The organism is Streptomyces sp. NPDC047061 (assembly GCF_040643955.1).
In the GTDB taxonomy this organism is placed as follows: domain Bacteria; phylum Actinomycetota; class Actinomycetes; order Streptomycetales; family Streptomycetaceae; genus Streptomyces.
In genome coordinates this window covers 71,729-97,063 of record NZ_JBEYVI010000038.1, presented here as the reverse complement: position 1 = coordinate 97,063, position 25,335 = coordinate 71,729, and the positions used below count along the sequence as shown (strand labels likewise).

Here is a 25,335-nt window from a genome sequence, read left to right as displayed (position 1 = left end):
ATCAGGGCGGGGCCGTCCGGGAATCGATACTGTGCGGCCGAAATACCGACCCCCGATTGGGGTAAGGTACGTCACGTCCGGTTTTGTTTTGACCGAGGAGGGGTCCCCATGGTGCGTCAGGAGCGTGCGATTCGGACCCGGCGCGCTGTTGTCGAGGCCGCCGCCGCGGTCTTCGCGGAGCGCGGATACACGGCGGCGACGATCTCCGAGATCCTCGAGCGGGCCGGAGTCACCAAGGGTGCCCTCTACTTCCACTTCGACTCCAAGGAAGCCCTCGCGCGGGGTGTGATCAACGCCCAGATCAGCGACGACTACTGGGTTCCGCGCGAGCTGAAGCTCCAGGAGTGGGTGGACATCGGCATGACGCTGGCCTACCGGATCCCCAAGGAGGTCATCCTCCTCGCCGGCATACGGCTGTCCGCCGACATCCAGGGGCGTTCCCTGTTCGGCAGCGCCTGGCCCGCCTGGACCCAGCTGGTGACGGACAAGCTCGTGGAGGCGAAGGGGCGTGGCGAGGTGCTGCCGCACGTCACGCCGCGCGAGACCGCCGAGTGCTTCCTCGGGGCCTGGATCGGGACCCAGTTCATGTCCGAGGTCGTCTCCGACTGGACCGACCTCAACGACCGCATCTCCGTCCTCTACAACCACGTACTCCCGGCCATAGCCACTCCCGCGGCCCTGATCCGGCTGGACACCGCGCCGGACCGGGGCGCCCGGGTCGTCGAGGAAGTCGAGCGCAACCGGCAGGCACCGCCCGTACCCACCGAGGCCTGACCAGCCTCGAACCAAACCGCCTTCCTGGTTTGTTACGCCCGTGGAGTCGCGCCTCGGGCGGGGTGCGAGGACCGCCGGACCAGTCCGGCCGGGCCCCGAGCACCGGCAAGCTCCCGACCATGCTGTTCGCCAAGGCTTTCGTATCGGAACGTTGCAGGCCCAAGGGGAATCTGACCACCCGATTCCGGGTTCGCCCGGATCGACAGGGGGACGCGATGGTGAAGCAGCTCCGGGCGGCCCGAACCCGCCAGGCCCTCGTCGTTGCCGCCGCGGAGTTCTTCGCCGCCGACGGGTACGCGCTGTCCTCGCTGCCCGCGATCAGCCGGCGGGCGGGAGTGAGCACCGGAGCGCTGCACTTCCACTTCCCCAACAAGGACGCCCTCGCGATCGAGGTGGAGAGCGCGGCCCGGCGGTCCGTCGAGCAACTGGTCGCCGACCGGCGGCCGTCGGCCGCCTCCGCACTGCACCTGCTGGTCACGGTCACCCGCGAGGTCCTGGGCGCGGTCGCCGCCGACGTCGTCGTCCGCGCCGGCTTCAAGCTGAGCGTCGATCCCTCCCGCAAGAACGCCATGGGCTTCGGCTGCTGGTGGCGTGCCTGGGTGTGCGAGGAACTGCTGCGCGCGCAGCGTTCGGGGGAGCTGGCCGAAGGGGTGTCACCGGACCGGGTGGCCGCGGTGATAGTCGCCGCGACGGTCGGCTTCGAAGTGCTCGGCGCGGAGGACCGCGACCGGATCTCACCCCGGCACGTCGAGCAGTTCTGGTCCCTCGTGCTGCCCCAACTCGCCGCGCGGGGTGACCAGTTCGCGGGCATCGCGCATCCCGACACCTGCTCCGACCCCTGGTCGCGGGCCAAGAGCGCGCCGACCGGCCGGAGTTCGGTTTGACAAACCGCCTGTGCCGTTTTTGACTCGGGGGCCAGGGAATCGCCCCACACCACCCACGGTGGCGGACGAGCAGAGGTACGGCATGGACATCGGCATACTCGGCGCTCTCGACGTGCGTGAGAACGGCGTCCCCATCATCCCGACCGCACCCAAGCCGCGTCACGTGCTCGCCGTGCTCGCACTGCACGCCGACCGGGCGGTGACCGTCGGGACGCTGACCGAGGAACTCTGGGGGCGACAGCCACCGCGCAGCGCACGCCCCACCCTGCAGACGTACATCATGCACCTGCGCGACCTCATCGCCTCGGCACTGGCGGAGACCGGCGACGGAGCGGGCGCGCGCACCGCCAAACAGGTCCTGCGTACCGTGCCCGGCGGCTATCTGCTCGACAGCGGTGAAGGCATCAGCGACGTCCGGGAGTTCGAGCGGATCGCCGACAGCGGATACCGGACGAGGGAGGCCGGGGACCAGCGCGAGGCCGCCCGGCTGCTGCGCGCAGCGCTCGACCTGTGGCGGGGCCCGGCCCTGGCCGACATCTCCGCGGGGGAGTACCTGCACGCCCGGATCCGCGGACTGGAGGAGAGCCGGCTGTGCGCGCTGGACCAGCGCATCGAGGCCGACCTGCGGCTCGGCCGGCACCGCGAGCTGATCCCCGAGCTCACCGTGCTGGCCGCCCGCCACCCCACCCACGAGAGCCTGTGCGGCCAGCTCATGCTCGCCCTGCACCGCTCGGGCCGCCGGAGCGACGCCCTCGACGCCTACCAGCGACTGCGCACCACCCTGGTGCGCGACCAGGGACTGGAACCCTCCGCCGCGCTGGGCAGAATCCGGCAGTCCGTGCTGACGGCCCCCGCCGACGAGACCCCGGCTCCCGGTCCCGGTGCGGCGGACCCGCTCGCCCGGATCGGCTGACGGGCCCGCCCGAACCGGCTGCCTGACTTATCCGACGGCCGCCGCGGCGTGCCGGGCGATACGGACGGCGGCGAACTCCGTGCCCGCCACGAACCGCATCATCGGCCCGAACATCGGCGCCGCGAGCGAACCCGTGAAGTACAGGCCCGGCACCGACGACTCGAACGTCCCCCGCAACGCGGGCGCCCGCGAGCCCGGCACGCACGCCACGGCGTCCCGCACCGCGGGAGACAGGAACGGCAGGGCGTCCAGGTCCAGCCGGTAACCGGTGGCCGCCAGCACATGGTCGACGGCCAGGGACTCGCGCTCGCCCCCGGGACCGGCGACGTCCAGACGCACCTCCGAGCCGTGGACCGCGGCCCCCGTGACCCGGCGCTCGGTGCGCACCGGTACGGCACCCTCCACCCGGTCCCGCAGCCACCAGCCGCCCGAGGGCCCGAGCGCCCGCCGGAACAGCAGCAGCCGGGCCGACGCGGGCAGCCACCGCACACCGCCGGGCGACGCGCACACCGCGGCCAGGATCCAGCCCGTGCCGAGCGGCGAGGCCGGCTTGGCCACCCGCTGCGTCCAGGGCCGGGCCAGGTCGGGCGTCATGCCCCACAGCACCGTCCGCTCGCGCACCAGGACCTGCGCCTCGGCGCCCGCCTCGTGCAGCAGCGCGGCGCTCTCCAGCGCGGACTGGCCACCGCCGACGACGGCCACCCGCCGTCCCGCGTACACGGACAGATCCGTGTGGTGGCTGGTGTGGGACACGCGGGCCCGCGGGCCCGGCCCCTCGGGGGCGAGCTGCCGCAGCTCGTCCGGGACATGGGCGAGACCGTTCAGGCCCGTCGCCACCACGACGGCCGAGGCCGCCATCTCCTTCCCGTCGTCCAGCCGGACGACGAAGCCGGGGCCGTCCGCCGGCCGTTCGACCGCCGTCACCCGGGTCGGCTCGACCTCACCGACGTACCGCTTCCGGAACCACTGCCCGTACCGCACGAAGACATCGCACGGGATCGGTGTCAGCTCGGTCAGCTCCGGCTCGCTCTGCGCGCGCCGGAAGTCCGCCAGCCGGCCACCGGGCTCCGGCGCCGACAGGTCGGTCGCGTCCGGCGTCGATTTGAGGTACATCCCGGTGGCCATGGCGTGCCGCCAGCTGCCCATCACATCACCGAAGACGCGGACCGGTGCCCCCGCCGCCCGCAGGTGGGCGGCCACCGACAGTCCGTACGGCCCGGCACCGATCACGACGACGGGTGGCCGCCCGTGTCCGGCGAACGTCTGCTCCTGGGCAGGGCGCTGCCCCGGAAGCGACTGCGTCATGCAATCCTCCGCTTGTCTGCTCGCCGCCTTCCCCAAAGCGGCGCGACACTGCGGGATGGCACGTCCGGGCGTGAAACGGACGTGCTCGTCCCCCCTCCGCGGGTGAGTCTCTCCCACGGGCGGGTGTCCGGAAACGATATCGACGCACGTTGGCCAAAACTTGGTCGAACTATACGACAAGTGACGTCGAGCATGTCATTGACGTGCGGAGGGCGGCTGCCGATGATCACGGAACCGTCAGTACCGGTCGGTGCCCGCGGTCGGCCCGCCCCGGTAGGATCGCCCCGTGAACACCTACTGGCACGTCGTCCTGCCGCCGCTCTGCGCCTGACCGGGCGCACCCGCTGACGGCTCGAACCCACGCTCCCGGCCCTGCCTCCGAGGCGGCCCGGGGCTCACGTCGTGCGCCCGCATCGAAACCAGTCCGCAGACGGTATTCGACGACGGAAGTTCACGACTGTGCCGAACGACACCTCATCCCCTTCCTCCCGCGCGCTCGGCGGCGCCGCCTCCGCGCGCCCGCGTCCCCGCCGTTCCGGCCCGTTCGCCGGGCCGTTCCCGATCCTCGCGGCCGCCGTGCTGTGGGGCACCACCGGGACCGCGAGTTCCCTCGCCCCCGCCGCAGTGCCGGCCGCGGCCGTCGGTGCCGCCGGCCTGGTCCTCGGCGGTCTGCTGCTGTTCCTGGCCGCACCCGGCAGCCGCTCCCTGCCGAGGGCCTGCACCGGCGGCGAGCGCCGGCTGCTCGCCCTCGGCACCCTCGCGGTGGCCGGGTACCCGCTCTCCTTCTATCCCGCCGTCGCCCGCACGGGCGTGGCCGTGGCCACCGTGATCGCGCTCGGCGGCGCCCCCGTCTTCGCCGGTCTCCTCGCCTGGTGCAGCCGCCGTTCCCGCCCCTCGGCCCGCTGGGCCACCGCGACCGCGGCGGCCGTCCTCGGCTGCACGGTGCTCGTCCTCGGGCCGGGGCTCTCCGGTGACGGCGCCCCCGTGGACGTCCTCGGCGTCCTGTCGGCCGGGCTCGCGGGGCTGTCGTACGCCGTGTACGCCCTGGTCGGCGGGGAACTGATCGCCCGCGGGCATGCCTCCGGCGCCGTGATGGGCGTGATGTTCGGGGGAGCGGCGCTGCTCGTCCTGCCGGTGGTGCTGTGGGGTGCGGGTGGCGGGCTGCTGACGGTGCGGGGCGCGCTGGTCGTCCTGTACCTCGGGGCGGTCACCACCTTCCTCTGCTACCGCCTGTTCGGGCACGGCCTGCGCCGTACCGCCCCCCAGACCGCGACGACCCTGACCCTGGCCGAGCCGGCCGTGGCCGCGGTCCTTGGAGTCGCGGTCCTGGGCGAGCGCCTGCCGGGCGTCTCCTGGTGCGGACTGGCGGTGCTGGCGCTGGGCATCGTGCTCCTCGCCGTACCCGTCGGCAGCCGCGGGCGGAGAGCGCGCTCCGAGTGACCACAAAGTAACCGACCAGGTGGTCTCTTTTGGGTGACCTCCAAGGGTGGGATCCAGCCTGATTCGGTGGCCGAGTCGAGTGACCCGATCGGATCGAGACCGCCCCCGCGGTCACCGGAGCAGTGCGGTTAAGCTGGCGCTTCGGTGACCGGGAGGGGCGGGGTGGAGCGCTGCCGTCGTTCTCCGGCGGTTCGTCAGAAATGGTCCAGCCGCTGCCCTGTTGACAGACTGTCCATGCTGTTTTCTACTGGCGGAGTGTCAGCTGAGAGGACCAGGGAGACGCGTGTGGACATCGGGCTGCTGGGCGCACTGAACGTACGGGAGAACGGGGCCTCCATCGCCCCGACCGCGCCGAAGCCCCGCCAGGTGCTGGCCCTGCTGGCCCTGCACGCCGACCAGGTGGTGTCCGTCCCGACCCTGATCGAGGAACTCTGGGCGGGCACTCCACCACGCAGTGCCCGCACCACCCTGCAGACCTATGTGCTCCAGCTCAGGGAGCTCATCGCGGCGGCACTGCGCCGGGGCGCGGATCCCGGCGGCGCGGCCGCCCGCTCCGCCAAGGACGTGCTGGAGACCCTGCCGGGCGGCTATCTGCTCGCCGCCGGAGGCGGCGGCAGCGACATCCGGGAGTTCGACCGGCTGCGCGAACAGGGCGGTCGCGCCATGGACGACGGGAACCTCGCGGGCGCCTCCGGCACCCTGCGCCAGGCGCTCGACCTGTGGAGCGGCCCGCCCTTCGCCGACGTGCCCACCGGGGTCCACCTGGGCACGGAGGCGCGGCGGCTGGAGGAGAGCCGGCTGTTCGCGCTGGACCAGCGCATCGAGGCCGACCTCAGGCTCGGCAGGCACCGCGAACTGCTCGCCGAACTCACCGTCCTGACCAGCCGCCACCCCTCCCACGAGAACCTGCACGCGCAGTTCATGCTCGCCCTCTACCGCTCGGGCCGGCGCGGCGAGGCCCTCCTCGCCTACCAGCGGCTGCGCACCCTCCTCGTCAGGGACCTGGGGCTGGAGCCGTCGGCGCGCCTGCGCCGCCTCCAGCAGTCCATCCTCACGGCCACCGCCGAGAACCCAGGCCCACCGCCGCACCACGACGAACTGGCCCGCGTGCCCTGAACCTCCACCGGGGACGGGGTTCGCGGCGGCTAGGCCGCCAACGGGACGCACAGCACGGCGGCGGGACCCTGTGTGCTGCCCGCCCTGGTGGTGAAGGCGACTCCGGCGACGTACTCACCGGCGGCGCACTGGCCCTTGTAGGCGCCGTAGGCGAAGTCGTCGCCCGCCCCGTCGGCGGGGCGGTTGTCGGACCGGTCGAACCACACCGTCCGGCCGCTCGTGCCCAGCGCGGCGCGCGCGGGTGCGCACAGCACCGCCGACACCCGCTCCCCGCGACGGCTGTAGCCGATGGCGAACTGGCCCGCCGGGCACTGGTACTTGGTGTACCCGGAGGCCCAGTCGCCGCCCGCCGGCACGTACCGCTCGTCCGTGACCACCGTCTGCGCGCTGCCCGTGGCGCGCAGGTCGCCGGCGGTCGCGTCGGTGCACAGCCCGCGTCCGCCGGAGTGCGCGAGGCCGATCAGCCGCAGCCCGTCCGGGCAGACCGCCTTGTAGGCGCCCGAGTCCCAGTCGCCGCCCGCCCGCACGCGCAGGGACTCGACCTGGTCGCCGTGGTCCGTGGCCAGCATGCGCCAGGTCGTCCCCGGCGCGACGTACCCCGTGCGGCCGGCGGAGTTCATGAGGTGGTCCCAGGCCGTGGCCCGCCAGTCGCCGCCGTCGAGGATGCCGGACCGGTGCCCGGAGGTGTCGTAGTTGAGCAGCGACCAGTCGTCGTGGCCCGCCCAGCCGACCAGCGGCCAGTAGGCGAAGTCGGCGTCGTGGTCGGTGAAGTAGTCGGTGATGTTGCCGAACCAGGTGCGGGCCGCCGTGCCGGCCTCGTTCGCGCCGATGCCGAACTCGCTGACCCACACGGGCGCGGTGTAGTGCTTGCCCTCGGTGGTGACGAAGAAGGCCTCGTCGGCGAGGGCCTGGTACAGGTCGTCGCGGCTCAGGTCCTGGTAGCGGGGGTCGCTGGTCTCACCGATGCCGGTGGCGCCGCTGTGGTGGGGGCCGGTGTAGCCGTAGAAGTGGGCCGAGTAGACCAGCTTGTGGGCGTCGACGAGGGTGTTGGAGAGGGTGCGGACGGGGGTGAGGACCGGGCGGCCGTGGGGGAAGCCGTCGACCGGCAGGCCGGTCCAGTTGATGCCCTCGATGACGATGAGGAGGTTCGGGTTCGCCTCGGTGAGGATGCGGTCGGCGGCGAGCTGGGCCGCCGCGTACCAGTCGTGGTCGTCGCCCAGGCCCCAGTTGGGGTCGTCGAGTATGTTCCGGCGCACCTCGTTGTAGAGGTCGGCGCCCACGACACGGGAGTTCGCGGCGTAGCGGCGGGCCATGAAGACCCAGTCGTCGGCCCACTGCTGGGTCGACTGGCCGGTGTTCCAGCGTTCGTTGCCGTCGACGCCGCAGCACCAACGGGAGGTGTTGGTGTGGTTGTTGAGGATGACGGCGAAGCCCGCGCCGGTGAGGGCGGTCACGACGGCGTCGTACACCTCCAGCGGTGTCCTGCCGCGCAGCTGCGGGTTGGCGGTGACCGCGGCGTCCGGTACCGGGGTCGTCGTGTGGATCATCTCGTTGGAGAACGGCAGCCGGATGCTGTTGATGCCGAGGGCCTGGAAGTCCGAGACGAGTTGGGACAGAGGCGCGCGGTCCAGTCCGAGGGGGATGCCGTAGGAGTCCTGCCCGGCGTGGTGGTTGGCGGGATCGTCGATGCTGCCGCTGCCCGTCCAGGAGCCCTGCGCGCCGTCCCAGTTGGCGGCCTTGAGGCGGAAGCGGTTGCCGGCGGCGTCGACGATGTAGCGGCCCCGGGTGGAGAGCGGGGGCTGCCAGGTACCGCCGGCCGAGGCGGCCGGTACCGGTGTGGCGGACCGCGGCCCGGCGGTGGCCGGGGCCGTGCCGAACAGGGCGAGAACCAGGAACAGGGATGTCAGGTACGTGACAATCCGGAACGATCGTGCGATCGGCATCGGCAGTCCTCTGCGTGGGGGTCCCGTGGGGGCGAGGCACCCTACCAGGGCCCGGGTCAGCGCAGAAGCGGCTCGTCCGACGCACAGGCCTCGGCCGTCCACCCCTCGAGGTCGCGTTCGGGGCGCAGCAACCGCCTGATGGCGGCGGCGGAGGCGCGGTGCCAGTCCCGGCTGCGGCGGAGCATCGCGTGGTCGCCGCCCCTGAGCAGCACCATCCCGGCCTGTGCGCCGGCAGTACGGGCCTTCCGTACATACGCCGCCGAGTCGGCGGGGTCGGTGGTCCGGTCGCGGTCCCCGTGCAGTACGACGATCCGCGTCCCGGTGAGATCGTCGACCGGGTCGCCGGGCGGGCACCAGGGGGCGAGTGCCAGCACACCGCGCACCGAGGGATCGGACGCCGCGCGCAGGGCCGCCCGGCCGCCCATCGAGTGGCCGACCAGCACCACGGACGCGTCACCGGCCAGGCCGCGCAACTCGTCGAGGGCGCGCAGGGTGTCCTGGAGCGGGTCGGCGTCGTCGTTCCAGCCCTGGTAGCGGTAGCGCACCTGGCCGATCAGCACGTCACGAGGCGAGGAGACCGAGGCGGCGGCGCTCAGGAAGGGGCGCATGCGCAGCGCGGCCGGCTGCCAGGGGCGCGCCGGACGGCGTCCGTTCTCCTGGCCGCCGTGCAGGACGAGCACCGCCGCGCGCGTCCGGTCCCGCGGGTTGCGCCGCACCACCAGGGCGCTCCCGCCCGCCTCGACGACCCGTCCGTCGGCCACCGCGTCCCCCTGTTTCCTCCGGCTTGAATCGTGCTCCCGCCATCAAACACTCCCGGAGGAACCCCCGGCCACCGAGAGGGATGTGCGGAGCGTGCCTTCCCCGTGAACATCCGTTAGGCTCCAGCGCGCACAGGGGACGCACAGCGGGGGTGGGGGACATGACCGAGGGTTTCGGCGAGCCCGAAAAGACCGGCAGACCGGGACTTCAGGCGCTTGCGGCGGTGGCCCTGTTCGCGGTCGTCGTGGGCGCGTTGTGGGCGCAGAAGCAGTTCGTCCACCAGCAGGACGCGTCCGCCGGACCGGCGACCTGTTCGGCCTCGGACGACCACCTGCCGGCCCGCTACGTGTCCGGTGCCCGGTTGTGCGCGGCGCTCAACCGCCCGGACCTGCCGGCCCTGTTGGGGACCTCGCGCGAGCGGATCGAGACCGCCGACGGCAGCGGGGAGTGGCTGACGCTCGCCGGGGGCACGAAGATCGCCGAACCCGAGGCGACGGTGACCCTGGAGACGTACTCCGTGAAGCTGACGGCGTCGTACGACGACATGACCGTCGCCGAGGCCGGCGGTCTCCTGGGCGACGCCCGCAGGACGACCGTCCTCGGGCACCCCGCCGTCCTCTACTCCAGCCCGACGTTCTCCATCGGCTTCAGCCTCGGCGGCGGCAAGGCGAGCACGGGCCCCGGCGGCACCGCGCGCTGCGTCCTGGTCTCCAAGCACGGGAGGGACGACGGCAAGGGCACGTACGAGGTCGCGATCTGGCGGCAGGACGACGTACCGCCGGACGACACGGCGCTGCTGCGGGTCGCGGAGCAGGTGCTGCCGACCCTCCAGGGCTGGAACGGGCACTGACGGCCCCGGGTGGAACCGGGTGAGCCGCCGGCGCGGCCCGTCAGTTGCTCATGGGGCGACGGTCGTCGTGGAGACGAGGCTGTCCGCGGAGGGCAGCGCCGGCAGCGGGGGCACGGCGCCGAGGAGGCCGGTGACCGTGTCGAGGACCGGGGCGAGCAGGCCGGTGGCGGCACTCAGCACTCCGCCGAGGTCGAGCGAGGTCAGCGAGGTGAGCAGGCTGTTGACGGCGGACCGGATCGCGCTCAGCAGGTCCGGGACGGGGTCGGCCGCGCGGGGCGCGAACCGGTGCGCGCGGTCGGCGGAGCCGGTGTGCCGATGCCGCAGCCGCTCCTGGAGCGTGCCGCTCCACTCGCGGACCGCCTCGGCGTAGGCGGCGGCCCGGGTCGGGTCGGTCCGGGTGCCCTGCGCCGTGGTCAGGCCGGGCAGCGCGTCCAGCAGAGGCGTCAGGGCGCGGTCGTACCGTGTCGTGTCCGTCGCGTCGATCCGGTCGAGGAGCGTCGCGATGTCGGAGCCGGGCCGCGGAAGCGTCTGCGCGGCACCGGGTCCCGACGCTGCTCGGCCGGCGTCGGCGGCGGCGGAGGAGGCGGCCGCCGGGCCGAGGACCAGGGCGGCACAGACCAGGGGAGAGACGAGGAGGCCGCGGGAGACCAGGGCGCGCATGGGTTTCCTTTCGAGAACTGCTTTCCTGCGCCCACCGTGGAAAGCGAGGAGAGGCCCCGCAACCGGTCACCGGTCGTGCACGGCTCCGACCGCGCTGCGGCGAGGGACCTGACCAGGTGGTTTGCCTCGCTTCGGGGCGCCGTCCGGGTGTCGGCCGGGTGTTCACCCGTCAGGGTGCGTCAGGCGGCCGGCGTAGACCGCACATGCGAAGAGCCCCGCCCCTGACGGATCAGGGGCGGGGCTCTTCGCATGGAGCGCCGGGCAGGCCTTGCACCTGCATTTCCCCGCAGGAAGCGGAGCGTCTTTCCTTGGACCACCAACGCATCGCGTGTCACCCGGAGTCGGGTGCCTCGCTCAAGATCGGCCCTACCCCGACCGGGGTGCCGGCCACAAACCGGGTGGATCGTTCGTCGGTGGCTCTTGCATGTTCTCTGGCATACACCATAAGTTACTGACCCGTAAGGGCATGATGTGTCTCGGGGGAGGACGTGTCTCCGAGGAAAGGGCGGTGGTCGCATGAGCCCGCGCAGGAGCGACAGCCGGGAGCGGATGCTCCGCGGTGCCTCGGAGCTGCTCCGTGAGTACGGCGCCGGCGCCACCAGTATCGACCGGGTCCTGGCCCGCACCGGCGCCCCCCGCGGCTCCGTGTACCACCACTTTCCCGGCGGGCGGGCCCAGCTGGTCGAGGAGGCGGTGACCCGGGCCGGTGACCACATGCTGAGGCGGATCGACCTTGCCATGGAGGCCGAGGACCCCCTGGCGGCGGTCGACTCCTTCTTCGCGCTGTGGCGGGAACGGCTGGCGGAGAGTGACTACCGCGTCGGCTGTCCGATCGTCGCCGTGGCCGCGGAGACCAACGACGAGGCACCCCAGCTCGCCCGCTCCGCCGCCGCCGTCTTCGCCCGCTGGCAGGAGGCGCTGGCCGCACACTTCCACCGGCACGGCCTGCCGCGGCCGCGCAGCACCCGGCTGGCGGCCTTCGTCATCGCCGCCCTCGAAGGCGCCGTGATCATGTGCCGCGCCGAACGGACCACCGCGCCGTTGGACGCGGCCGCCGCCGAACTGCGGGAACTGCTCACCCACGCCTTCCACGACCAGTGACGACCACCGCGGCCCGCGGCCCGGACCGCGGCCCGGTCCGCACCACCACCAGCACACCCGAGGAGCCACCCGTGACCACCGCCGAACTCGCCGCCCTGTCCGGCCTCGAACTGATGCGCCGGATACAGTCCGACCAGCCGGCCGGCAGCGTCACCCCTTCCATCGGCCGGCTGCTCGGCATGCGCTTCGACGAGGTGGAGCACGGCCGCATGGTCATCTCGCTCGACACCCGCCCCGACTTCGCCAACCCCCTCGGCATCGTCCACGGCGGCATCGCGGCCACCCTCCTCGACTCCGTGATGGGCTGCGCCGTGCACACCACGCTGCCCGCCGGCGTCGGCTACACCACCCTGGAACTCAAGGTCAACTACATCCGCGCCGCCCACACCGGAGGCCAGACCCTCACGGCCGAGGGCACCGTCATCCACGTCGGCCGCTCCACCGCCACGGCCGAGGGCAAGGTCCTGGACGAGCGCGGGAAACTGATCGCCCACGCGACCACCACCTGCCTCGTCATGCGGCCGGCCGGCGACTGACGACGGACCGGACGCATGCGCAGAGCCCCGCCTCCGACGGATCAGGGGCGGGGCTCTGCCCAGGGGCGGCGGCTACTCCGGGACGCGGGCCAGGTCGTTGAGCCAAGCCTTCGCCGAACTGTCCGACGGAGCACGCCAGTCGCCGCGCGGCGAGAGCGAACCGCCCGCCGAGACCTTCGGGCCGTTCGGCATCGCCGAGCGCTTGAACTGGGCGAAGGCGAAGAAGCGCCGGCAGAAGTAGTCCAGCCAGTGCCGGATCTCCGCCAGGTCGTACGCCTTGCGCTCGCCCTCGGGGAAACCGGGCGGCCAGGCGCCCGCCTCCCGGTCGTGCCAGGCGTGCCAGGCAAGGAAGGCGATCTTCGACGGCCGGAACCCGTGCCGCAGCACCTGGTAGAGGGTGAAGTCGTGCAGCGCGTACGGGCCGATCTTCGACTCGGTGGACTGCAGTTCCTCACCCGGCACCAGCTCAGGGCTGATCTCCGTGTCGAGGATCGCGGCAAGGGTCTTGCCGGTCTCCGCGTCGAACTGCTCGCTGCTGATGACCCAGCGGATCAGGTGCTGGATCAGCGTCTTCGGCACCCCGGAGTTGACGTTGTAGTGGCTCATCTGGTCGCCGACCCCGTACGTCGACCAGCCCAGCGCCAGCTCCGACAGGTCACCGGTGCCGAGGACGATGCCGCCGCGCTGGTTGGCCAGCCGGAACAGGTAGTCGGTGCGCAGACCGGCCTGCACGTTCTCGAAGGTCACGTCGTAGACGGGCTCGCCGGCGGCGAACGGGTGGCCCATCTCCTGCAGCATCAGCCGCGCGGTCGGCGTGATGTCCAGCTCGGCCGCGGTCACACCGAGCGAGTTCATCAGGCGGTGGGCGTTGCCCTTGGTGTGCTCGCCGGTCGCGAAACCCGGCAGGGTGAAGGCGAGGATGTCGCTGCGCGGGCGGCCCGCGCGGTCCATGGCACGGGCGGCGACGATCAGCGCGTGCGTGGAGTCGAGGCCGCCGGACACCCCGATGACCACCTTCGGGCCGCCGATCGCCGCCAGCCGCTGCTGCAGCGCGGCGACCTGGATGTTGTACGCCTCGTAGCAGTCCTGGGCGAGCCGTTGCGGGTCGGCCGGGACGAAGGGGAAGCGCTCGACGCGACGGCGCAGCCCGAGGTCGGCCGTCGGCGGGTCGAGGCGGAACGGGACGGTCCGGAAGTCGCCCGTGCGTGCCGCGTGGGTACGCCGGTTGTCGTCGAACGACCCCGTCCGGGCCCGCTCCTGGCGCAGCAGGTCCAGGTCCACGTCCGCGACCGCGTACTGGTCGTCCAGCGGGAACCGGTCCGTCTCGGCCAGCAGCGCGCCGTTCTCGTAGATCATGGTCTGGCCGTCCCAGGACAGGTCCGTCGACGACTCGCCGAGTCCGGCCGCCGCGTAGACGTACGCGGCGAGACAGCGCTGCGACGCGGAGCGGCACAGCAGCCTGCGGTCCTCCGCACGGCCGACCGTGATCGGGCTGCCCGAGAGGTTGACCAGCACGGTCGCCCCGGCGAGCGCCGCCTCCGCGCTGGGCGGCACCGGCACCCACATGTCCTCGCAGACCTCGGCGTGCAGCACGAGTCCGGGGACGTCCTCCGCCTCGAACAGCAGGTCCACCCCGAACGGCACGCTCTCGCCGCCGATCCGGATGCTGCCGCCCCGCTCGTCGTCGCCCGCGGCGATCTGGCGCCGCTCGTAGAACTCCCGGTAGTTCGGCGGGTACGACTTGGGCGCGACCCCGAGGATCCGGCCGCGGTGCACGAACACCGCGCAGTTGTAGACGCGGTTGCGGTGGCGCAGCGGGGCGCCGACGACGAGGACGGGCAGCAGACCGGCCGAACCGGCCGCGACCGTCGCGAGGGCCTCCTCGACCTGGTCGAGCACCGCGTCCTGGAGCAGCAGGTCCTCGATCGAGTAACCGGTCAGGCCGAGCTCGGGGAAGACGGCCACCGCGACGCCCTCCTCGGCGCAGCGGCGGGCCTGGCGCAGGACCGCCTCGGCGTTGGCCCGGGGGTCGGCGATGACGGTGTGGCCCGTGCACGAGGCGACGCGTGCGAAGCCGTGCTCATAGATCGACCAGAAGTTCAACGGGGCTTCCTCGGGAGAGACGGACACGGTGTGGATGCCGGACAGAGAGCGTCGCCGTACACGGGCACCCTTTTCTTTGATCCTTCGATCCTTCGGCGGACTGGCGAACCTCCTGCCCCAAGCAGCATAGATCGCCTGATGATCTGGGCTGACCAGGCGTTCTGCGCAGGCCGCGCGGCGGTCGGCGGTGCACGGCGCGCGGCCGTGCGCGGCGGGTCACAGGGGCGTGGTCTCCAGCAGCGCCGCGGCCATGTGGCGGGCGGGGGCCTCGGTCTCGGCCGCGACGCGGTGGAACGCCGTCTCCGCCTGGTGGGCCGGCCAGTCGGCGGGCAGGTGCCGCACGGGCAGCCGCGGATCGGTGCGGATGATGCCCAGCCACTCGCTGACCAGCCGCAGCCGGGTGACGACGGCGTCGTCGTCGGGGCCGGCCCGCCACGCGTCCCAGCGGGTACGGAAGTCCTCGTACCGGGCCGCGATCGACCCGAGGTCCCAGGTGTCGCGGATCATGAGGTCGATGTCCGTCGCCTCGTCGGCCAGCGCGTGGAAGATCTTCACGTGGGCGGAGAGTCCGAGTTCGGCGACGACGGCGGAGACGTCCACCCGGCCGGGCGCGATCCACAGCCCGCTGTAGAGCGGCCCGAAGCCGGACCAGCCGAGCTGGGAGCGCAGGTCGTGCCGCTGGCGCTGCCAGGACTCCGGCAGCGAGAAGCCGAGCAGGGTCCAGGAGCCGTCCCAGTCGTCGTTGACGGCGCCGGTGTCCCAGATGCGGCGCCGGCCGTCGTGCAGGATCTGGGTGGCGAGGGGTGTCAGGCCGAAGTACATCCTGCGGCCCTGCCGTTGGCGTTGCAGCAGGTTCCGGTTGACCATGCGGGTGAGCGTGGAGCGCACGGCCTGCTCGCCGACGCCCGCCCGGCCCAGGACCGTGATGATGCTGCCCGAGTAGACGGCCAGCGGCCCCTGCTCCAGCACGTGGTTGCCGAAGAAGGCGAGCAGGAGCGACTGCGGTCGGGGCTGCGGGGCGTCCAGGGGTTCCGGGACCGTCTCGGCGTTCACCTGCGCAAGATTACGGCCACGTGGCCGACGCACACGGCGCGGGTGGCACGCCGGGCGGCGCGCCCTGCCGGCGGGGGACGAGGTGGCGGGCGGTACCCGCCCCGGCCGGGCCGAAGCGCGGCCGGGGCGGGCCCGGGGACCCGGAACTACGCGGCGGTGCCGCCCGAGTAGTCGCTGTTGAACGTGGTCTCGACGGTCGTGGCCACCGACTGCGCCACCCCGGTACCCGTGAGGATGATGCCCAGCTCACGGTTGTTGGAGAGGGAGTTGCTGCTGATGTTCATGGAGCCGGCCTCCACCTCCTGGGTGGACAGGCCGTAGTCGGCGACCATGGCCTTGGCGTGGATGTAGAAGCCGTTGGGGTCGGAGTAGCCGACGACCGTGCCACCGGCGCTCTTGATCGAGGAGACCTCGCTGGAGTAGCTGGACGGGGTCTCCAGGACCACCCGGACCTTCACGCCGGCCTTGGCTCTGGCGACGATGGCGTTGACCACCGTGCTGTCGCTGAACTCCAGCTCCTCGACGTCGAGCGTCTTGGTGGCGGCGTTGATCACGGTGAGCAGGCGGCTGCGCGAGTCGGTGGGGGACCAGAGCAGGTGGTCGCCGTCGGTGGGGGTGATCGAGGTGCCGGCGTAGTCGGCGTTGAAGACCTTCTCGATCGCCGCGACGTCACGGGTGTCGTCGGTGAAGACGCCGTAGTCCCGGCCGGTCGAGTAGTACTGGGAGGTCAGGTTGCCCGTCAGGACGAGCGACTTGGTGGCGTCGACCGTGATGGTCTTCTGGTGCGTGTAGACGAAGCTCGTCGGCGACCACGCCACGCCCACACCCGCGTTCGTGAGGGAGGTGTAGGCGGAGTTGTTGGCGCTCTTGTGCGCCTGGTCCAGGACGACCCGCACGGTGACGCCCTTGTTCTTGAGGGCGATGAGGTCGTTGACGGCCGTGGTGTCCTCCAGCTCGTACATCGTCATGTCGAGCGAGCTGGTGGCCGAGTTGATGAAGTCGTAGATCGTCGGCTCGCTGCTGCTGAGCGAGAAGGCGAACGCGGTGTAGCTCGCGGCGTTCGCGGGGACCGCGGTGGCGACCACGGCCGTGCCGGCCGCCAGGGCGACACCCGCGCGAACGAGAAGCTTCGACAGCATGTGCGTGACTCCTAGTCGAGTAGACGCTCACGTGGGGGGTGGGTGAGCGTGGGCATGACACCACGCGCGTAGACTGCCGAGGAAGGGAAGCCCGGTGAACTCACCGTTACCTGCGGGGCGGGCAGCCGGACATAGCGGACTCGGTGCAGGTGGGGGCCGGTTCATGGGCACACCGCGAGAACGCAAAATCTTCGTAGCCGGGCATCCGGCGGACCCTGTGTGACCGTCCGGGCGGCGGGGCCGGTCAGGAATGGAGAAGCGTTACTCTTCCTCCCCGGCTAGCGTGGCGGCCGTCGACCGAGACCCCGCGCAGCAGACGGAGACGGGTTTGAGCATGGCCAGAGAGACCGAAACGACCACGTCCGCGCCCCACGTGGCCGACAGCCACGGCCTGATTCGTGTGCACGGCGCGCGGGAGAACAACCTCAAGGACGTCAGCATCGAGATCCCGAAGCGGCGGCTGACGGTCTTCACCGGAGTCTCCGGCTCGGGCAAGAGCTCGCTGGTGTTCGACACCATCGCCGCCGAGTCGCAGCGGCTGATCAACGAGACGTACCCCGCCTTCGTCCAGGGCTTCATGCCCAACCTGGCCCGCCCCGAGGTCGACGTCCTCGAAGGCCTGACCACCGCGATCATCGTCGACCAGCAGCGGATGGGCGGCGACCCCCGCTCCACCGTCGGCACCGCCACCGACGCCAACGCCCTGCTGCGCATCCTCTTCAGCCGCCTCGGCAAGCCGCACATCGGCTCGCCCAAGGCGTTCTCCTTCAACATCGCCTCGATCAGCGGGGCGGGCGCCGTCACCGTCGAACGCGCCGGGCAGAAGGTGAAGGAGCGGCGCAGCTTCAGCATCACCGGCGGCATGTGTCCGCGCTGCGAGGGCAGGGGCGCCGTCACCGACCTCGACCTCGCCCAGCTCTACGACGAGAACCTGTCCCTCAACGAGGGTGCGATCACCGTCCCCGGCTACAAGGGCGGCGGCTGGAACTCCCGTCTCTACGCCGAGTCCGGCTTCTTCGACCCGGCGAAGCCGATCAGCAAGTTCACCAAGAAGGAACTGCAGGACTTCCTGTACCGGGAGCCGACCCGGATGAAGATCGCCGGCATCAACATGACCTACGAGGGTCTGGTCCCGCGCATCCAGAAGTCGATGCTCTCCAAGGACAAGGAGTCGATGCAGCCGCACATCCGCGAGTTCGTGGAGCGGGCGGTCACCTTCGCCACCTGTCCCGACTGCGACGGCACCCGGCTGAGCGAGGGCGCCCGCTCCTCCAAGATCGACGGCATCAGCATCGCCGACGCCTGTGCGATGCAGATCAGCGACCTGGCCGCATGGGTCAGGGGCATCGACGAGCCTTCGGTCGCCCCCCTCCTAGACACCCTCCGGCACACCCTGGAGTCGTTCGTGGAGATCGGCCTCGGCTACCTCTCGCTCGACCGGCCGGCCGGTACCCTGTCCGGCGGCGAGGCCCAGCGCACCAAGATGATCCGCCACCTCGGCTCCTCGCTCACCGACGTCACCTATGTCTTCGACGAGCCCACCACCGGTCTGCACCCGCACGACATCCAGCGGATGAACGGCCTGCTGCTGCGGCTGCGCGACAAGGGCAACACCGTGCTCGTCGTGGAGCACAAGCCGGAGGTCATCGCGATCGCCGACCACGTCGTCGACCTCGGTCCCGGCGCCGGTGCGGGCGGCGGCACGGTCTGCTTCCAGGGCACCGTCGAGGCGCTGCGGACCGGCGGCACCATCACCGGCCGCCACTTCGACGACCGGGCCGCCCTCAAGGACACGGTCCGCAAGTCCACCGGCACGCTGGAGATCCGCGGCGCGTCCGCCCACAACCTGCAGGGCGTCGACGTGGACATCCCGCTGGGTGTCCTGGCCGTCGTGACCGGTGTCGCGGGCTCCGGCAAGAGCTCCCTGGTGCACGGCTCGATCCCGGCCGGCGCCGGTGTCGTCTCCGTCGACCAGGGCGCCATCCGCGGCTCCCGGCGCAGCAACCCGGCGACGTACACCGGACTGCTCGACCCGATCCGCAAGGCCTTCGCCAAGCAGAACGGCGTCAAGCCCACCCTGTTCAGCTCCAACTCCGAGGGCGCCTGCCCCACCTGCAACGGCGCCGGCGTGATCTACACCGACCTGGCGATGATGGCGGGCGTCGCCACCACCTGCGAGGAGTGCGACGGGAAGCGGTTCGAGGCGTCGGTCCTCGACTACCACCTCGGCGGCCGGGACATCAGCGAGGTGCTGGCGATGCCGGTGACCGAGGCCGAGGAGTTCTTCGCCGCGGGCGAGGCGCACACCCCGGCCGCCCACCGCATCCTCCAGCGGCTGAACGACGTCGGCCTCGGCTACCTCACCATCGGCCAGCCGCTCACCACCCTGTCCGGCGGTGAGCGCCAGCGCCTGAAGCTGGCCACGCACATGGCCGACAAGGGCGGCGTCTACGTCCTCGACGAGCCGACCGCGGGCCTGCACCTCGCCGACGTGGAGCAACTCCTCGGCCTGCTGGACCGGCTGGTCGACTCCGGCAAGTCGGTCATCGTCGTCGAGCACCACCAGGCGGTGATGGCCCACGCCGACTGGATCATCGACCTCGGCCCCGGCGCCGGCCACGACGGCGGCCGGATCGTCTTCGAGGGCACCCCGGCCGACCTGGTGGCCGCCCGCTCGACCCTCACCGCCGAGCACCTCGCGCAGTACGTCGGCGCCTGAGCGAGTCCGCAGGCAACGGCCGGACGCGCCGACCAGGCCGGCGCCGCTCGGTGACGCTGCGTTGACGGGGTGCCGACATGCTGAGTCCGCAGACGGGTCCGCTGATCTGACGGAGACGCGCATGGGCGCCGAACGTTCCCAGCAGCCGCAGCCGCAGCCGCAGCCGCAGCCGCAGCCGCAGCCGCAGCCGCAGCCGCAGCCGGACCCCGCGTTCCGGCTGCGGCAGGCCGAGACCGGCCTGGACAGCGCGGGGCGTGGGCTCTCCGCCGAGGCGCAGGCGAGCCGCCGGGCGATCCCGCTGTGGGCGGTGACGGGTGCCGGGAGCGGTCAGGGGACCGGGCCTTCGGCGACTGACGGCACGGGTGGTGACGACGGCCCGAGACTCCCCAGCACCTCCGGATCCGCCCCGGCGTCACGCCCGCCCCGCCTGCCCCGCGCACAGCCCCTCGCGGACCTGCTGCGCGCCGCGCCGAGCGGGACGGACGTGGCGGCTGCTGAACGGCACGCGGACGTCGTCGCGGAGGCACTGCTCCCGATCCTGGAGGAAGCGGCGCCGGGCGCCCCGCGGCCACCCGGGTCCCGGCCTCCCGCCCCGCCCGGCGGACACCCTGCCGACCCGGTGGCGGCCGCAGGTACCGGCACTCCCGGTGAGCCGCTCCCGGCGCAGCTGCGGGAGGCGGCGGAGGCAGCACTCGGGGTCGACCTCGCGCCGGTCCGGCTCCACCGGGGTGCGGTGGCCGCGGACACCGCGCTGGCGCTCGGCGCGCGGGCGTACGCCTTCGGGGCGCACGTGGTCCTGGGGACCGGGTGGGAGGGCCCGGGAACCCTCGCCGGACGGCGGCTTCTCGCGCATGAACTCGCCCACGTCGCCGTCCAGGCCCACCAGGGCCAGGCCCGCGTACAGCACGACGACCTGCCGTCGCCGACGGCCGCCGCGGCGTACTTCGACCCGATCGACACCGGTGCCGACCCGGCCGCGTTCGTCAACCGGCTTCCGGACGTCTTCGCCGACCTGGCGACCGTCAGGCTCGACGCCGAGGCCCGGCGGGACAACGTCCCGCCCGCGATCCTGCGACCCGCCGAGTGCGTTCTGTTCGCCGAGAACTACATCGTGACCATCCGGCCCGACGGCAGCGTGCGGGACCTGTTCGAGCAGGACGACGCGCACCCGGTGATGATCGACGCGCCGGTCATGCTCCTGCGTGAGCGGCGAACCGGCCGTGTCTGGTTCCTCGGCCTGCGCGGCGAGGCCTTCGCCATCCAGTCGTTCCGTCGGTACTCCGCGGCGCCGGACCCCGGACGCCCCGCCGGCGAAAGCGTTCTCGTCGCCTACATGCCCGGTGTGCGCATCCCGCCCGAGCTGGCCCGTTCACTGGGCCGCCGGGCGCGTGGTGCCTCCGGGACCGAGTCCGAGGCCCCGGCCTGGGCGAGGGACGCGACGGCCCGGCTGCGCAGGCGGCGGGCCAAAGGCTCCGGCACCGCCGACGGCACCACGGGCGAGGGACCCGGCGCGGGCACGACCGGGGAGGGCCGTGGCGACGGTACCGCCACCCTCACGCCGGGCGGCACGGCGCCGCAGCCCCGCGGAGGCGGGGCCCTGCGCGGCCCGGTGGGCTACGGCTCCGGGGTGAGCCGGACCGGAACCCCACAGCTCACGATCACGATCGACCGGGCCGCCACGACGATCCCGTTGCGTGAGGGCGAGACCGAGGCCTCCCTCGACCGGCGGGTCGAGGCCGCCGAGCAGGCGCTGCGGGAGTCCCGCGACCCGAGCACCCGCCAGAGCATCGCCGACGGCGCCCGCACCACCGGGTTCACGCCACCGCCCCCCGGCACGGCCGCCGCCGCGGTGCCGGTCGAGGCGGCCCGGACGCAGGCCCGCGCCTCGCGCACCGCGCTGACCCCCGGTGAACACGTGCCGGGCGGCCGCACCGGCGCGAACGCCGAACCGTACCCGTCGCAGATCACCATGGCGGGCGCCGGGCCCGAAGACGGCGCGGTCAGCACCTCGGGGGCGACGAACCGGTTCACGATGACCCTCGACTACACGGCACTGTCCCTGGCCTACCAGGACGAGGTCTTCAACCGCCTGCAGCCGGTCCAGTACTACTGGGAGATCATCGACGTCACCGGGCTCACCCGACCCGAGGCCGACCGACGCGCCCGGGCCACCGCGGTGGGCGACGGCGAGGGACAGAGCCCGCTGGGCGCCCTCGGCACCAACCTGTCGCGGGACGCCGGCGCCGCCGCCGACGACCAGGCGAAGGACCTCGCCATGATGAGGGAGGAGCACTGGCCGTGGTCGGCCCGTGCCTCGTACCTCATGGTCATCGGCGTGTCGAACAGCGTCCGCATGCTCGGGTCGATCATCGGGAGCTTCGTCGACACGCTCACCCAGCCGCTCAACGAACGGTCCATCGGCTTCGACCGCGAGGGCGACTTCCTCGTGCGCTGCGTGGCCACACCGCAGTGGTCCGACGCGGCGGTCGCCGATCCGGACCACCATGTCCTGCGCGCGTCCAGCGTGTCGGTCCGGCCGGTCCGGATCGCGTCACTCAGCACACGTGCCGCCGAGGCCGCCGACCAGGAGGCGACCTCGCTGGCCGACGCCCGCGCCGAGCTCCGGGCGGCGCTCGCGTCCGCGGATCCCCGCCGTGTCGCCGCGGCCCGCGCCACCCTGGAACGGCTGGTCGCGGCCGGCCGGGCGAGCGGCTTCGACGTCTACACCGGGACCCTCACTGCGCTGCGCCGTCGGCTCGCCGTCGCCCAGCAGCTGCGGGAACACCGCGAGCGGCAGGCTCCGCTCACCGCGCTCTCCGACGAGGAGGTGCTGCTCGACATCCAGCTCCTGCGGAGCGGCCAGTCGGTCTGGGCCTGCATCACCACCACGGAGAACCAGATCGCCCGGTTCGCCGGCGAGGGAGCCGAGCACGAGCACTGGGTGCGGCAGCAACACGGCCGGTTCGCACCGGTCGGCGGGATCGCCGAGTTCCGGCCCCGGCTGGCCCTCGCCAGCGAGGAGAACGGTCAGGTCACCGAGATCCGCACCATGCTCGGCGAGCTCGCGCGGGAGTCCCGCGAGGGGGCGCGCCGCTGGGCCCTGGTCGACATCACCTCCCCCGGCAGCCGCGACGTGTACATCGGGCGCAGCAACCTCCCGGGCCACGCCGGCCACGTCGCCGCGATCCGGGACGCCTTCCGCGAGTTCGCCGAGAACTCCGGCTACGGCCGGGGCAAGCTCGCCATCCGGCTGCCCGAGGAACTCGGCACGGCGCTCGGCGGCCCCGTCCCCGTCGAAGCCGAGATGCAGTCCGCACCGGGGCCCCGCGGGCGGGCCCTCCAGCGGCTGCGGGACCTGGCCACCGCCGCCGAGGTCGCCGGGGTCTTCGCCACCGGAGGCCTCGGGGTCGCCCTCTCGGCCACGGGCGGCATCGCGGGCGCCATCACCGCCGTCGACTCGCTGGCCCGGCGGGCCCGGAGCGGACACGGCTGGGACATCGGGACGGTCTTCGACGTCCTGGGAGCGGTCGGCGGCATCGCCGCCACCATGGGCGTCGGCACGTTCCTGGCCCGAGAGGCCGCCGAGGCCGGGCGCGCGGCCGGTCGACTGCCGAGCTGGATCAACCGGCTGGAGCGGACCGAGCAGGCCCTGCACGTCTACGGCGTCGTCGGCAACGTCCAGCAGCTCATCACCATTCCGGTCCAGCTCGCCACCGAATGGGCCCAGACCGGTCCCGAGGCGGATCTCCCCGAGGGCGAGCGCGCCTCACGGCGGGCGCGGGCTCTCCTCGGCGCACTCAGGTCCGGGGCGATCACCGTCGTATCGATGGGCGGCGGCCTCGGGCACGCGGAGGGCGCCCGGCCGCGCGGCGGCGACGCCGAAGCCCAGGTGCCGACCACCACCGGTCGCCGGGAAGCGCATGCCCCGGCCGACGGCAGCGGGTCACCGCTTCCGCCGGCGCGTGGCGCCACCGAGCCCATGGGTGTCACCGGCGCGATCGAGAAGGGCACCGGCCCCGGCGTCAGCGAGGGCGGGCCCGCCGCGTCCGCGGCCGGCGACATGGTCGCGCAGGCCCGGGCGCTGGGAGCGCGTCGGCTCGCCGCGGACCGGCGGTCCGCCGCCGAACCCGAGCCCGCAGTGCCGGGCGGACCGCACGAGGAGAGCGGCGAGCAACGTACCGCGACCGGAACCGTACGAGGGTCACGGCCGCCGTCGCATGCCGAGGGCGACGTCAACATCGCCGAGCGCGACCTCGCGGTCCGGATCCTCGGGGCGCGGCTCGGCCGGGAACGGCCGCCCGGGCCGGTGGACCCCGCCGCCCGGCCGACCCGGCCGGGGCCCTTCGGCGGCCGGACGGCCTCCGGCGAGCAGGCCGTCGCCACCTACGACCGGGCGGTCGCGGCCGCCGGGGGCGCCGAGGTCGGGCTCTTCTACAACCCGAACACCGGGGAGTTCGCCGTGCAGTCGGGGACCGAGTTCACGGTGCGGCCTCCGGAGGGCGACGGCTGGCAGTCGCTCGTGCACCTGCATCCCAACCCCGAGAACGTCATCGTCCGCCGGATGCCGGCGCCGGCCGACGTCGCGCTGGCCGCCCGTGCCGCCCTGCGCACCGGCAGCCACACCGAGTTCGTGCAGTCGACCCGCCCCGACGGTTCCACCGGCATCACCCGGGTCACCGCGACGACGAATCCGCCGCGGATCGTCGTCGAGGTCCCGGCGGCTCCCGGAGAGCCCGCGCGGCGCATCGAAGTCTCCTCACCGGAGGAGTACAGCCGCGAGTACGGGGCGGAGACCACGCACGTCGACCCGGCGAGCCCGCTGTACGCATGGATCATGCGCGACCTCGACGACTTCTACCGGTGGCGGCGGGAGGACGCCCAGCTCGAGACGGACAGCGCGCCCGCCGACGCGGCGGACCGGCGGCCGGAGGACCGCACTGCCGTGGGGACGACCCGGCGCCCGCGCGCCCAGGCGAAGGCGGAGAACGGGGCCCTTGCGGAGATCGCCCGGCTGCGGGCCGAACTCGACGACTGGCGGCGCACCGCCGGAAGCGATCCGGCCGCCGTTCTGCTCATCGACCACCACCTTGCCGTGCTGCGCGACCTCGAGACAGACGTGCGCCGCGGGGAGAGCGTCAGCGGCGCTCTCACGGACATCCGCCAGGACCTCACGGAGGAGAGGCGCTTTCTCCGTCCGGTGTCCACGGGGCAGGTGGCGGCCCTGGCGGCCCGCTCCCGGCGGGAAGCCAGGAGTTCGCGTGACCGGGAAACGGGGGCCGAGCTCACCCGGATCGCCGACGAGGCGGACCGCGTCGTCGCCCGGATGACCGCCGAACCGGGCTACGACGCCCGGAGCGCCTACGCCGCGCTCGACCGGCAGGCCGACCGCGCCACCCGCCAGGACTACGAGGTCCACGTCGATCTCAGCCAGCCCGGCGAGCGCGCCGAGATGACGGCCTGGTTCGAGACACACCTCGCGCCGCTGAGCAACACCGCGGTCGGTGAACTGCTGGTCCGCGACATCATGCGGCACGTGGCGACCGCCGACGCGCTGACGCTGGGTCAGTCACCGCGTGGCGCGGGCATCCCGGTCGCCGACACCGCCGCCATGCGGCAACAGGTCCTCGAAGGCATCGCCAAGGGGCGCTACAGCCTCGCGTACACCGCGTTGTTCGAGACCGCCGTGCGCGACGCCGCGGCCCATGGCTTCGGGGACGGCTGGCCGAGGACCCCCGACGGCCAGGCCTGGGAGGTGGACCACGTCGCGGAACTGTGGCTCGGCGGAGCCGACGACGCCTCGAACTACCTGGCACTGCCGCCCGTGGTGCACGACCTCAAGTCCGCGATCCTCGGACGCTTCCGCCGTGAGTTCCGCGACCGGGCCACCCGGGGGGAGAGCAGCGACTACCGCTCGACGGACGCCCCCGACCGGCGCCCTCGGAGGTAGCAGGCATCGAGCGCTGCCCGGGCCGGGTACGGCGGGCGGCCGGCGGCGACGTGCTGCCGTCCGGTGCCGGGGCCGTCCGGTGCAGGGGCAGGA

At 72.9% G+C, this 25,335-nt stretch carries 17 protein-coding genes; 10 read left to right on the top strand and 7 right to left on the bottom strand.

Annotation, left to right across the window (positions count from 1 at the left end; genetic code table 11):
- Positions 1 to 108: 108 nt before the first annotated feature.
- From ABZ887_RS39160 to ABZ887_RS39150, 3 genes are all read left to right on the top strand, one after another.
- Positions 109 to 774, top strand: a complete 666-nt coding sequence (locus ABZ887_RS39160; RefSeq protein ID WP_361300861.1) for a ScbR family autoregulator-binding transcription factor — start codon at positions 109 to 111, stop codon at positions 772 to 774.
- A gap of 215 nt (positions 775 to 989) precedes the next feature.
- Positions 990 to 1,658, top strand: a complete 669-nt coding sequence (locus tag ABZ887_RS39155; protein WP_361300858.1) for a ScbR family autoregulator-binding transcription factor — start codon at positions 990 to 992, stop codon at positions 1,656 to 1,658.
- 82 nt (positions 1,659 to 1,740) lie between these two features.
- Entirely contained in the window at positions 1,741 to 2,571 is an 831-nt protein-coding gene (locus ABZ887_RS39150; RefSeq protein ID WP_361300944.1) for an AfsR/SARP family transcriptional regulator, read from the top strand.
- Between the two features lie 27 nt (positions 2,572 to 2,598).
- Here the strand turns inward: ABZ887_RS39150 and ABZ887_RS39145 are convergent, their stop codons facing one another.
- Positions 2,599 to 3,876 carry an FAD-dependent oxidoreductase gene (locus ABZ887_RS39145; protein WP_361300855.1) on the bottom strand — a complete coding sequence of 426 codons (1,278 nt, stop codon included), beginning with the start codon at positions 3,874 to 3,876 and terminating at the stop codon, positions 2,599 to 2,601.
- A gap of 459 nt (positions 3,877 to 4,335) precedes the next feature.
- On the opposite strand from ABZ887_RS39145, the gene ABZ887_RS39140 reads away from it, so the two are divergent.
- Positions 4,336 to 5,316: an EamA family transporter gene (locus ABZ887_RS39140; protein WP_361300852.1), complete on the top strand. Its 981-nt coding sequence runs from the start codon at positions 4,336 to 4,338 to the stop codon at positions 5,314 to 5,316.
- 285 nt (positions 5,317 to 5,601) lie between these two features.
- Positions 5,602 to 6,432 carry an AfsR/SARP family transcriptional regulator gene (locus ABZ887_RS39135; protein WP_361300849.1) on the top strand — a complete coding sequence of 277 codons (831 nt, stop codon included), beginning with the start codon at positions 5,602 to 5,604 and terminating at the stop codon, positions 6,430 to 6,432.
- Between the two features lie 29 nt (positions 6,433 to 6,461).
- Here the strand turns inward: ABZ887_RS39135 and ABZ887_RS39130 are convergent, their stop codons facing one another.
- Both ABZ887_RS39130 and ABZ887_RS39125 read right to left on the bottom strand, forming a co-directional pair.
- Positions 6,462 to 8,375, bottom strand: a complete 1,914-nt coding sequence (locus tag ABZ887_RS39130) for a cellulase family glycosylhydrolase (protein WP_361300846.1) — start codon at positions 8,373 to 8,375, stop codon at positions 6,462 to 6,464.
- Between the two features lie 56 nt (positions 8,376 to 8,431).
- Positions 8,432 to 9,136, bottom strand: coding sequence for an alpha/beta fold hydrolase (locus ABZ887_RS39125; protein ID WP_361300843.1), 705 nt, complete (start codon positions 9,134 to 9,136; stop codon positions 8,432 to 8,434).
- A 158-nt stretch (positions 9,137 to 9,294) separates the two neighbouring features.
- On the opposite strand from ABZ887_RS39125, the gene ABZ887_RS39120 reads away from it, so the two are divergent.
- A complete protein-coding gene (locus tag ABZ887_RS39120) occupies positions 9,295 to 9,984 on the top strand; it encodes a DUF6215 domain-containing protein (RefSeq protein ID WP_361300840.1) in 690 nt (229 codons plus the stop codon).
- A 48-nt stretch (positions 9,985 to 10,032) separates the two neighbouring features.
- On the opposite strand, the gene ABZ887_RS39115 is transcribed toward ABZ887_RS39120, so the two are convergent.
- Positions 10,033 to 10,644 (bottom strand): hypothetical protein, encoded by a 612-nt coding sequence (locus tag ABZ887_RS39115; RefSeq protein ID WP_361300836.1) that lies wholly within the window; start codon positions 10,642 to 10,644, stop codon positions 10,033 to 10,035.
- 516 nt (positions 10,645 to 11,160) lie between these two features.
- On the opposite strand from ABZ887_RS39115, the gene ABZ887_RS39110 reads away from it, so the two are divergent.
- Positions 11,161 to 11,745 (top strand): TetR/AcrR family transcriptional regulator, encoded by a 585-nt coding sequence (locus ABZ887_RS39110; RefSeq protein ID WP_361300833.1) that lies wholly within the window; start codon positions 11,161 to 11,163, stop codon positions 11,743 to 11,745.
- 71 nt (positions 11,746 to 11,816) lie between these two features.
- Positions 11,817 to 12,281 (top strand): PaaI family thioesterase, encoded by a 465-nt coding sequence (locus ABZ887_RS39105; protein WP_361300941.1) that lies wholly within the window; start codon positions 11,817 to 11,819, stop codon positions 12,279 to 12,281.
- Positions 12,282 to 12,353: 72 nt separating this feature from the next.
- On the opposite strand, the gene ABZ887_RS39100 is transcribed toward ABZ887_RS39105, so the two are convergent.
- The 3 genes from ABZ887_RS39100 to ABZ887_RS39090 form a co-directional block, all read right to left on the bottom strand.
- Positions 12,354 to 14,384 carry an NAD(+) synthase gene (locus ABZ887_RS39100; protein WP_361300830.1) on the bottom strand — a complete coding sequence of 677 codons (2,031 nt, stop codon included), beginning with the start codon at positions 14,382 to 14,384 and terminating at the stop codon, positions 12,354 to 12,356.
- A gap of 216 nt (positions 14,385 to 14,600) precedes the next feature.
- Positions 14,601 to 15,437 carry a PaaX family transcriptional regulator C-terminal domain-containing protein gene (locus ABZ887_RS39095; RefSeq protein ID WP_361300827.1) on the bottom strand — a complete coding sequence of 279 codons (837 nt, stop codon included), beginning with the start codon at positions 15,435 to 15,437 and terminating at the stop codon, positions 14,601 to 14,603.
- Between the two features lie 146 nt (positions 15,438 to 15,583).
- Positions 15,584 to 16,576 carry a phospholipase D-like domain-containing protein gene (locus tag ABZ887_RS39090; protein ID WP_361300824.1) on the bottom strand — a complete coding sequence of 331 codons (993 nt, stop codon included), beginning with the start codon at positions 16,574 to 16,576 and terminating at the stop codon, positions 15,584 to 15,586.
- A gap of 334 nt (positions 16,577 to 16,910) precedes the next feature.
- Between ABZ887_RS39090 and ABZ887_RS39085 the strand changes: the two genes are divergently transcribed.
- On the top strand, positions 16,911 to 19,295 hold the full coding sequence (locus ABZ887_RS39085; protein WP_361300821.1) for an excinuclease ABC subunit UvrA: 2,385 nt from the start codon (positions 16,911 to 16,913) through the stop codon (positions 19,293 to 19,295).
- A 121-nt stretch (positions 19,296 to 19,416) separates the two neighbouring features.
- The gene (locus ABZ887_RS39080) at positions 19,417 to 25,242 is read left to right on the top strand and encodes a DUF4157 domain-containing protein (protein ID WP_361300818.1); all 5,826 of its coding nucleotides are present in this window, start codon (positions 19,417 to 19,419) and stop codon (positions 25,240 to 25,242) included.
- Positions 25,243 to 25,335 lie beyond the last annotated feature (93 nt).

What these genes read in the sequence shown, in the direction of transcription:
- ABZ887_RS39130 (WP_361300846.1), bottom strand. Translation starts at nt 8,375, where the DNA reads ATGCCGATCGCACGATCGTTCCGGATTGTCACGTACCTGACATCCCTG.
- ABZ887_RS39145 (WP_361300855.1), bottom strand. Translation starts at nt 3,876, where the DNA reads ATGACGCAGTCGCTTCCGGGGCAGCGCCCTGCCCAGGAGCAGACGTTC.
- ABZ887_RS39160 (WP_361300861.1), top strand. Translation starts at nt 109, where the DNA reads ATGGTGCGTCAGGAGCGTGCGATTCGGACCCGGCGCGCTGTTGTCGAG.
- ABZ887_RS39155 (WP_361300858.1), top strand. Translation starts at nt 990, where the DNA reads ATGGTGAAGCAGCTCCGGGCGGCCCGAACCCGCCAGGCCCTCGTCGTT.
- ABZ887_RS39080 (WP_361300818.1), top strand. Translation starts at nt 19,417, where the DNA reads ATGGGCGCCGAACGTTCCCAGCAGCCGCAGCCGCAGCCGCAGCCGCAG.
- ABZ887_RS39150 (WP_361300944.1), top strand. Translation starts at nt 1,741, where the DNA reads ATGGACATCGGCATACTCGGCGCTCTCGACGTGCGTGAGAACGGCGTC.
- ABZ887_RS39110 (WP_361300833.1), top strand. Translation starts at nt 11,161, where the DNA reads ATGAGCCCGCGCAGGAGCGACAGCCGGGAGCGGATGCTCCGCGGTGCC.
- ABZ887_RS39120 (WP_361300840.1), top strand. Translation starts at nt 9,295, where the DNA reads ATGACCGAGGGTTTCGGCGAGCCCGAAAAGACCGGCAGACCGGGACTT.
- ABZ887_RS39115 (WP_361300836.1), bottom strand. Translation starts at nt 10,644, where the DNA reads ATGCGCGCCCTGGTCTCCCGCGGCCTCCTCGTCTCTCCCCTGGTCTGT.
- ABZ887_RS39090 (WP_361300824.1), bottom strand. Translation starts at nt 16,576, where the DNA reads ATGCTGTCGAAGCTTCTCGTTCGCGCGGGTGTCGCCCTGGCGGCCGGC.
- ABZ887_RS39085 (WP_361300821.1), top strand. Translation starts at nt 16,911, where the DNA reads ATGGCCAGAGAGACCGAAACGACCACGTCCGCGCCCCACGTGGCCGAC.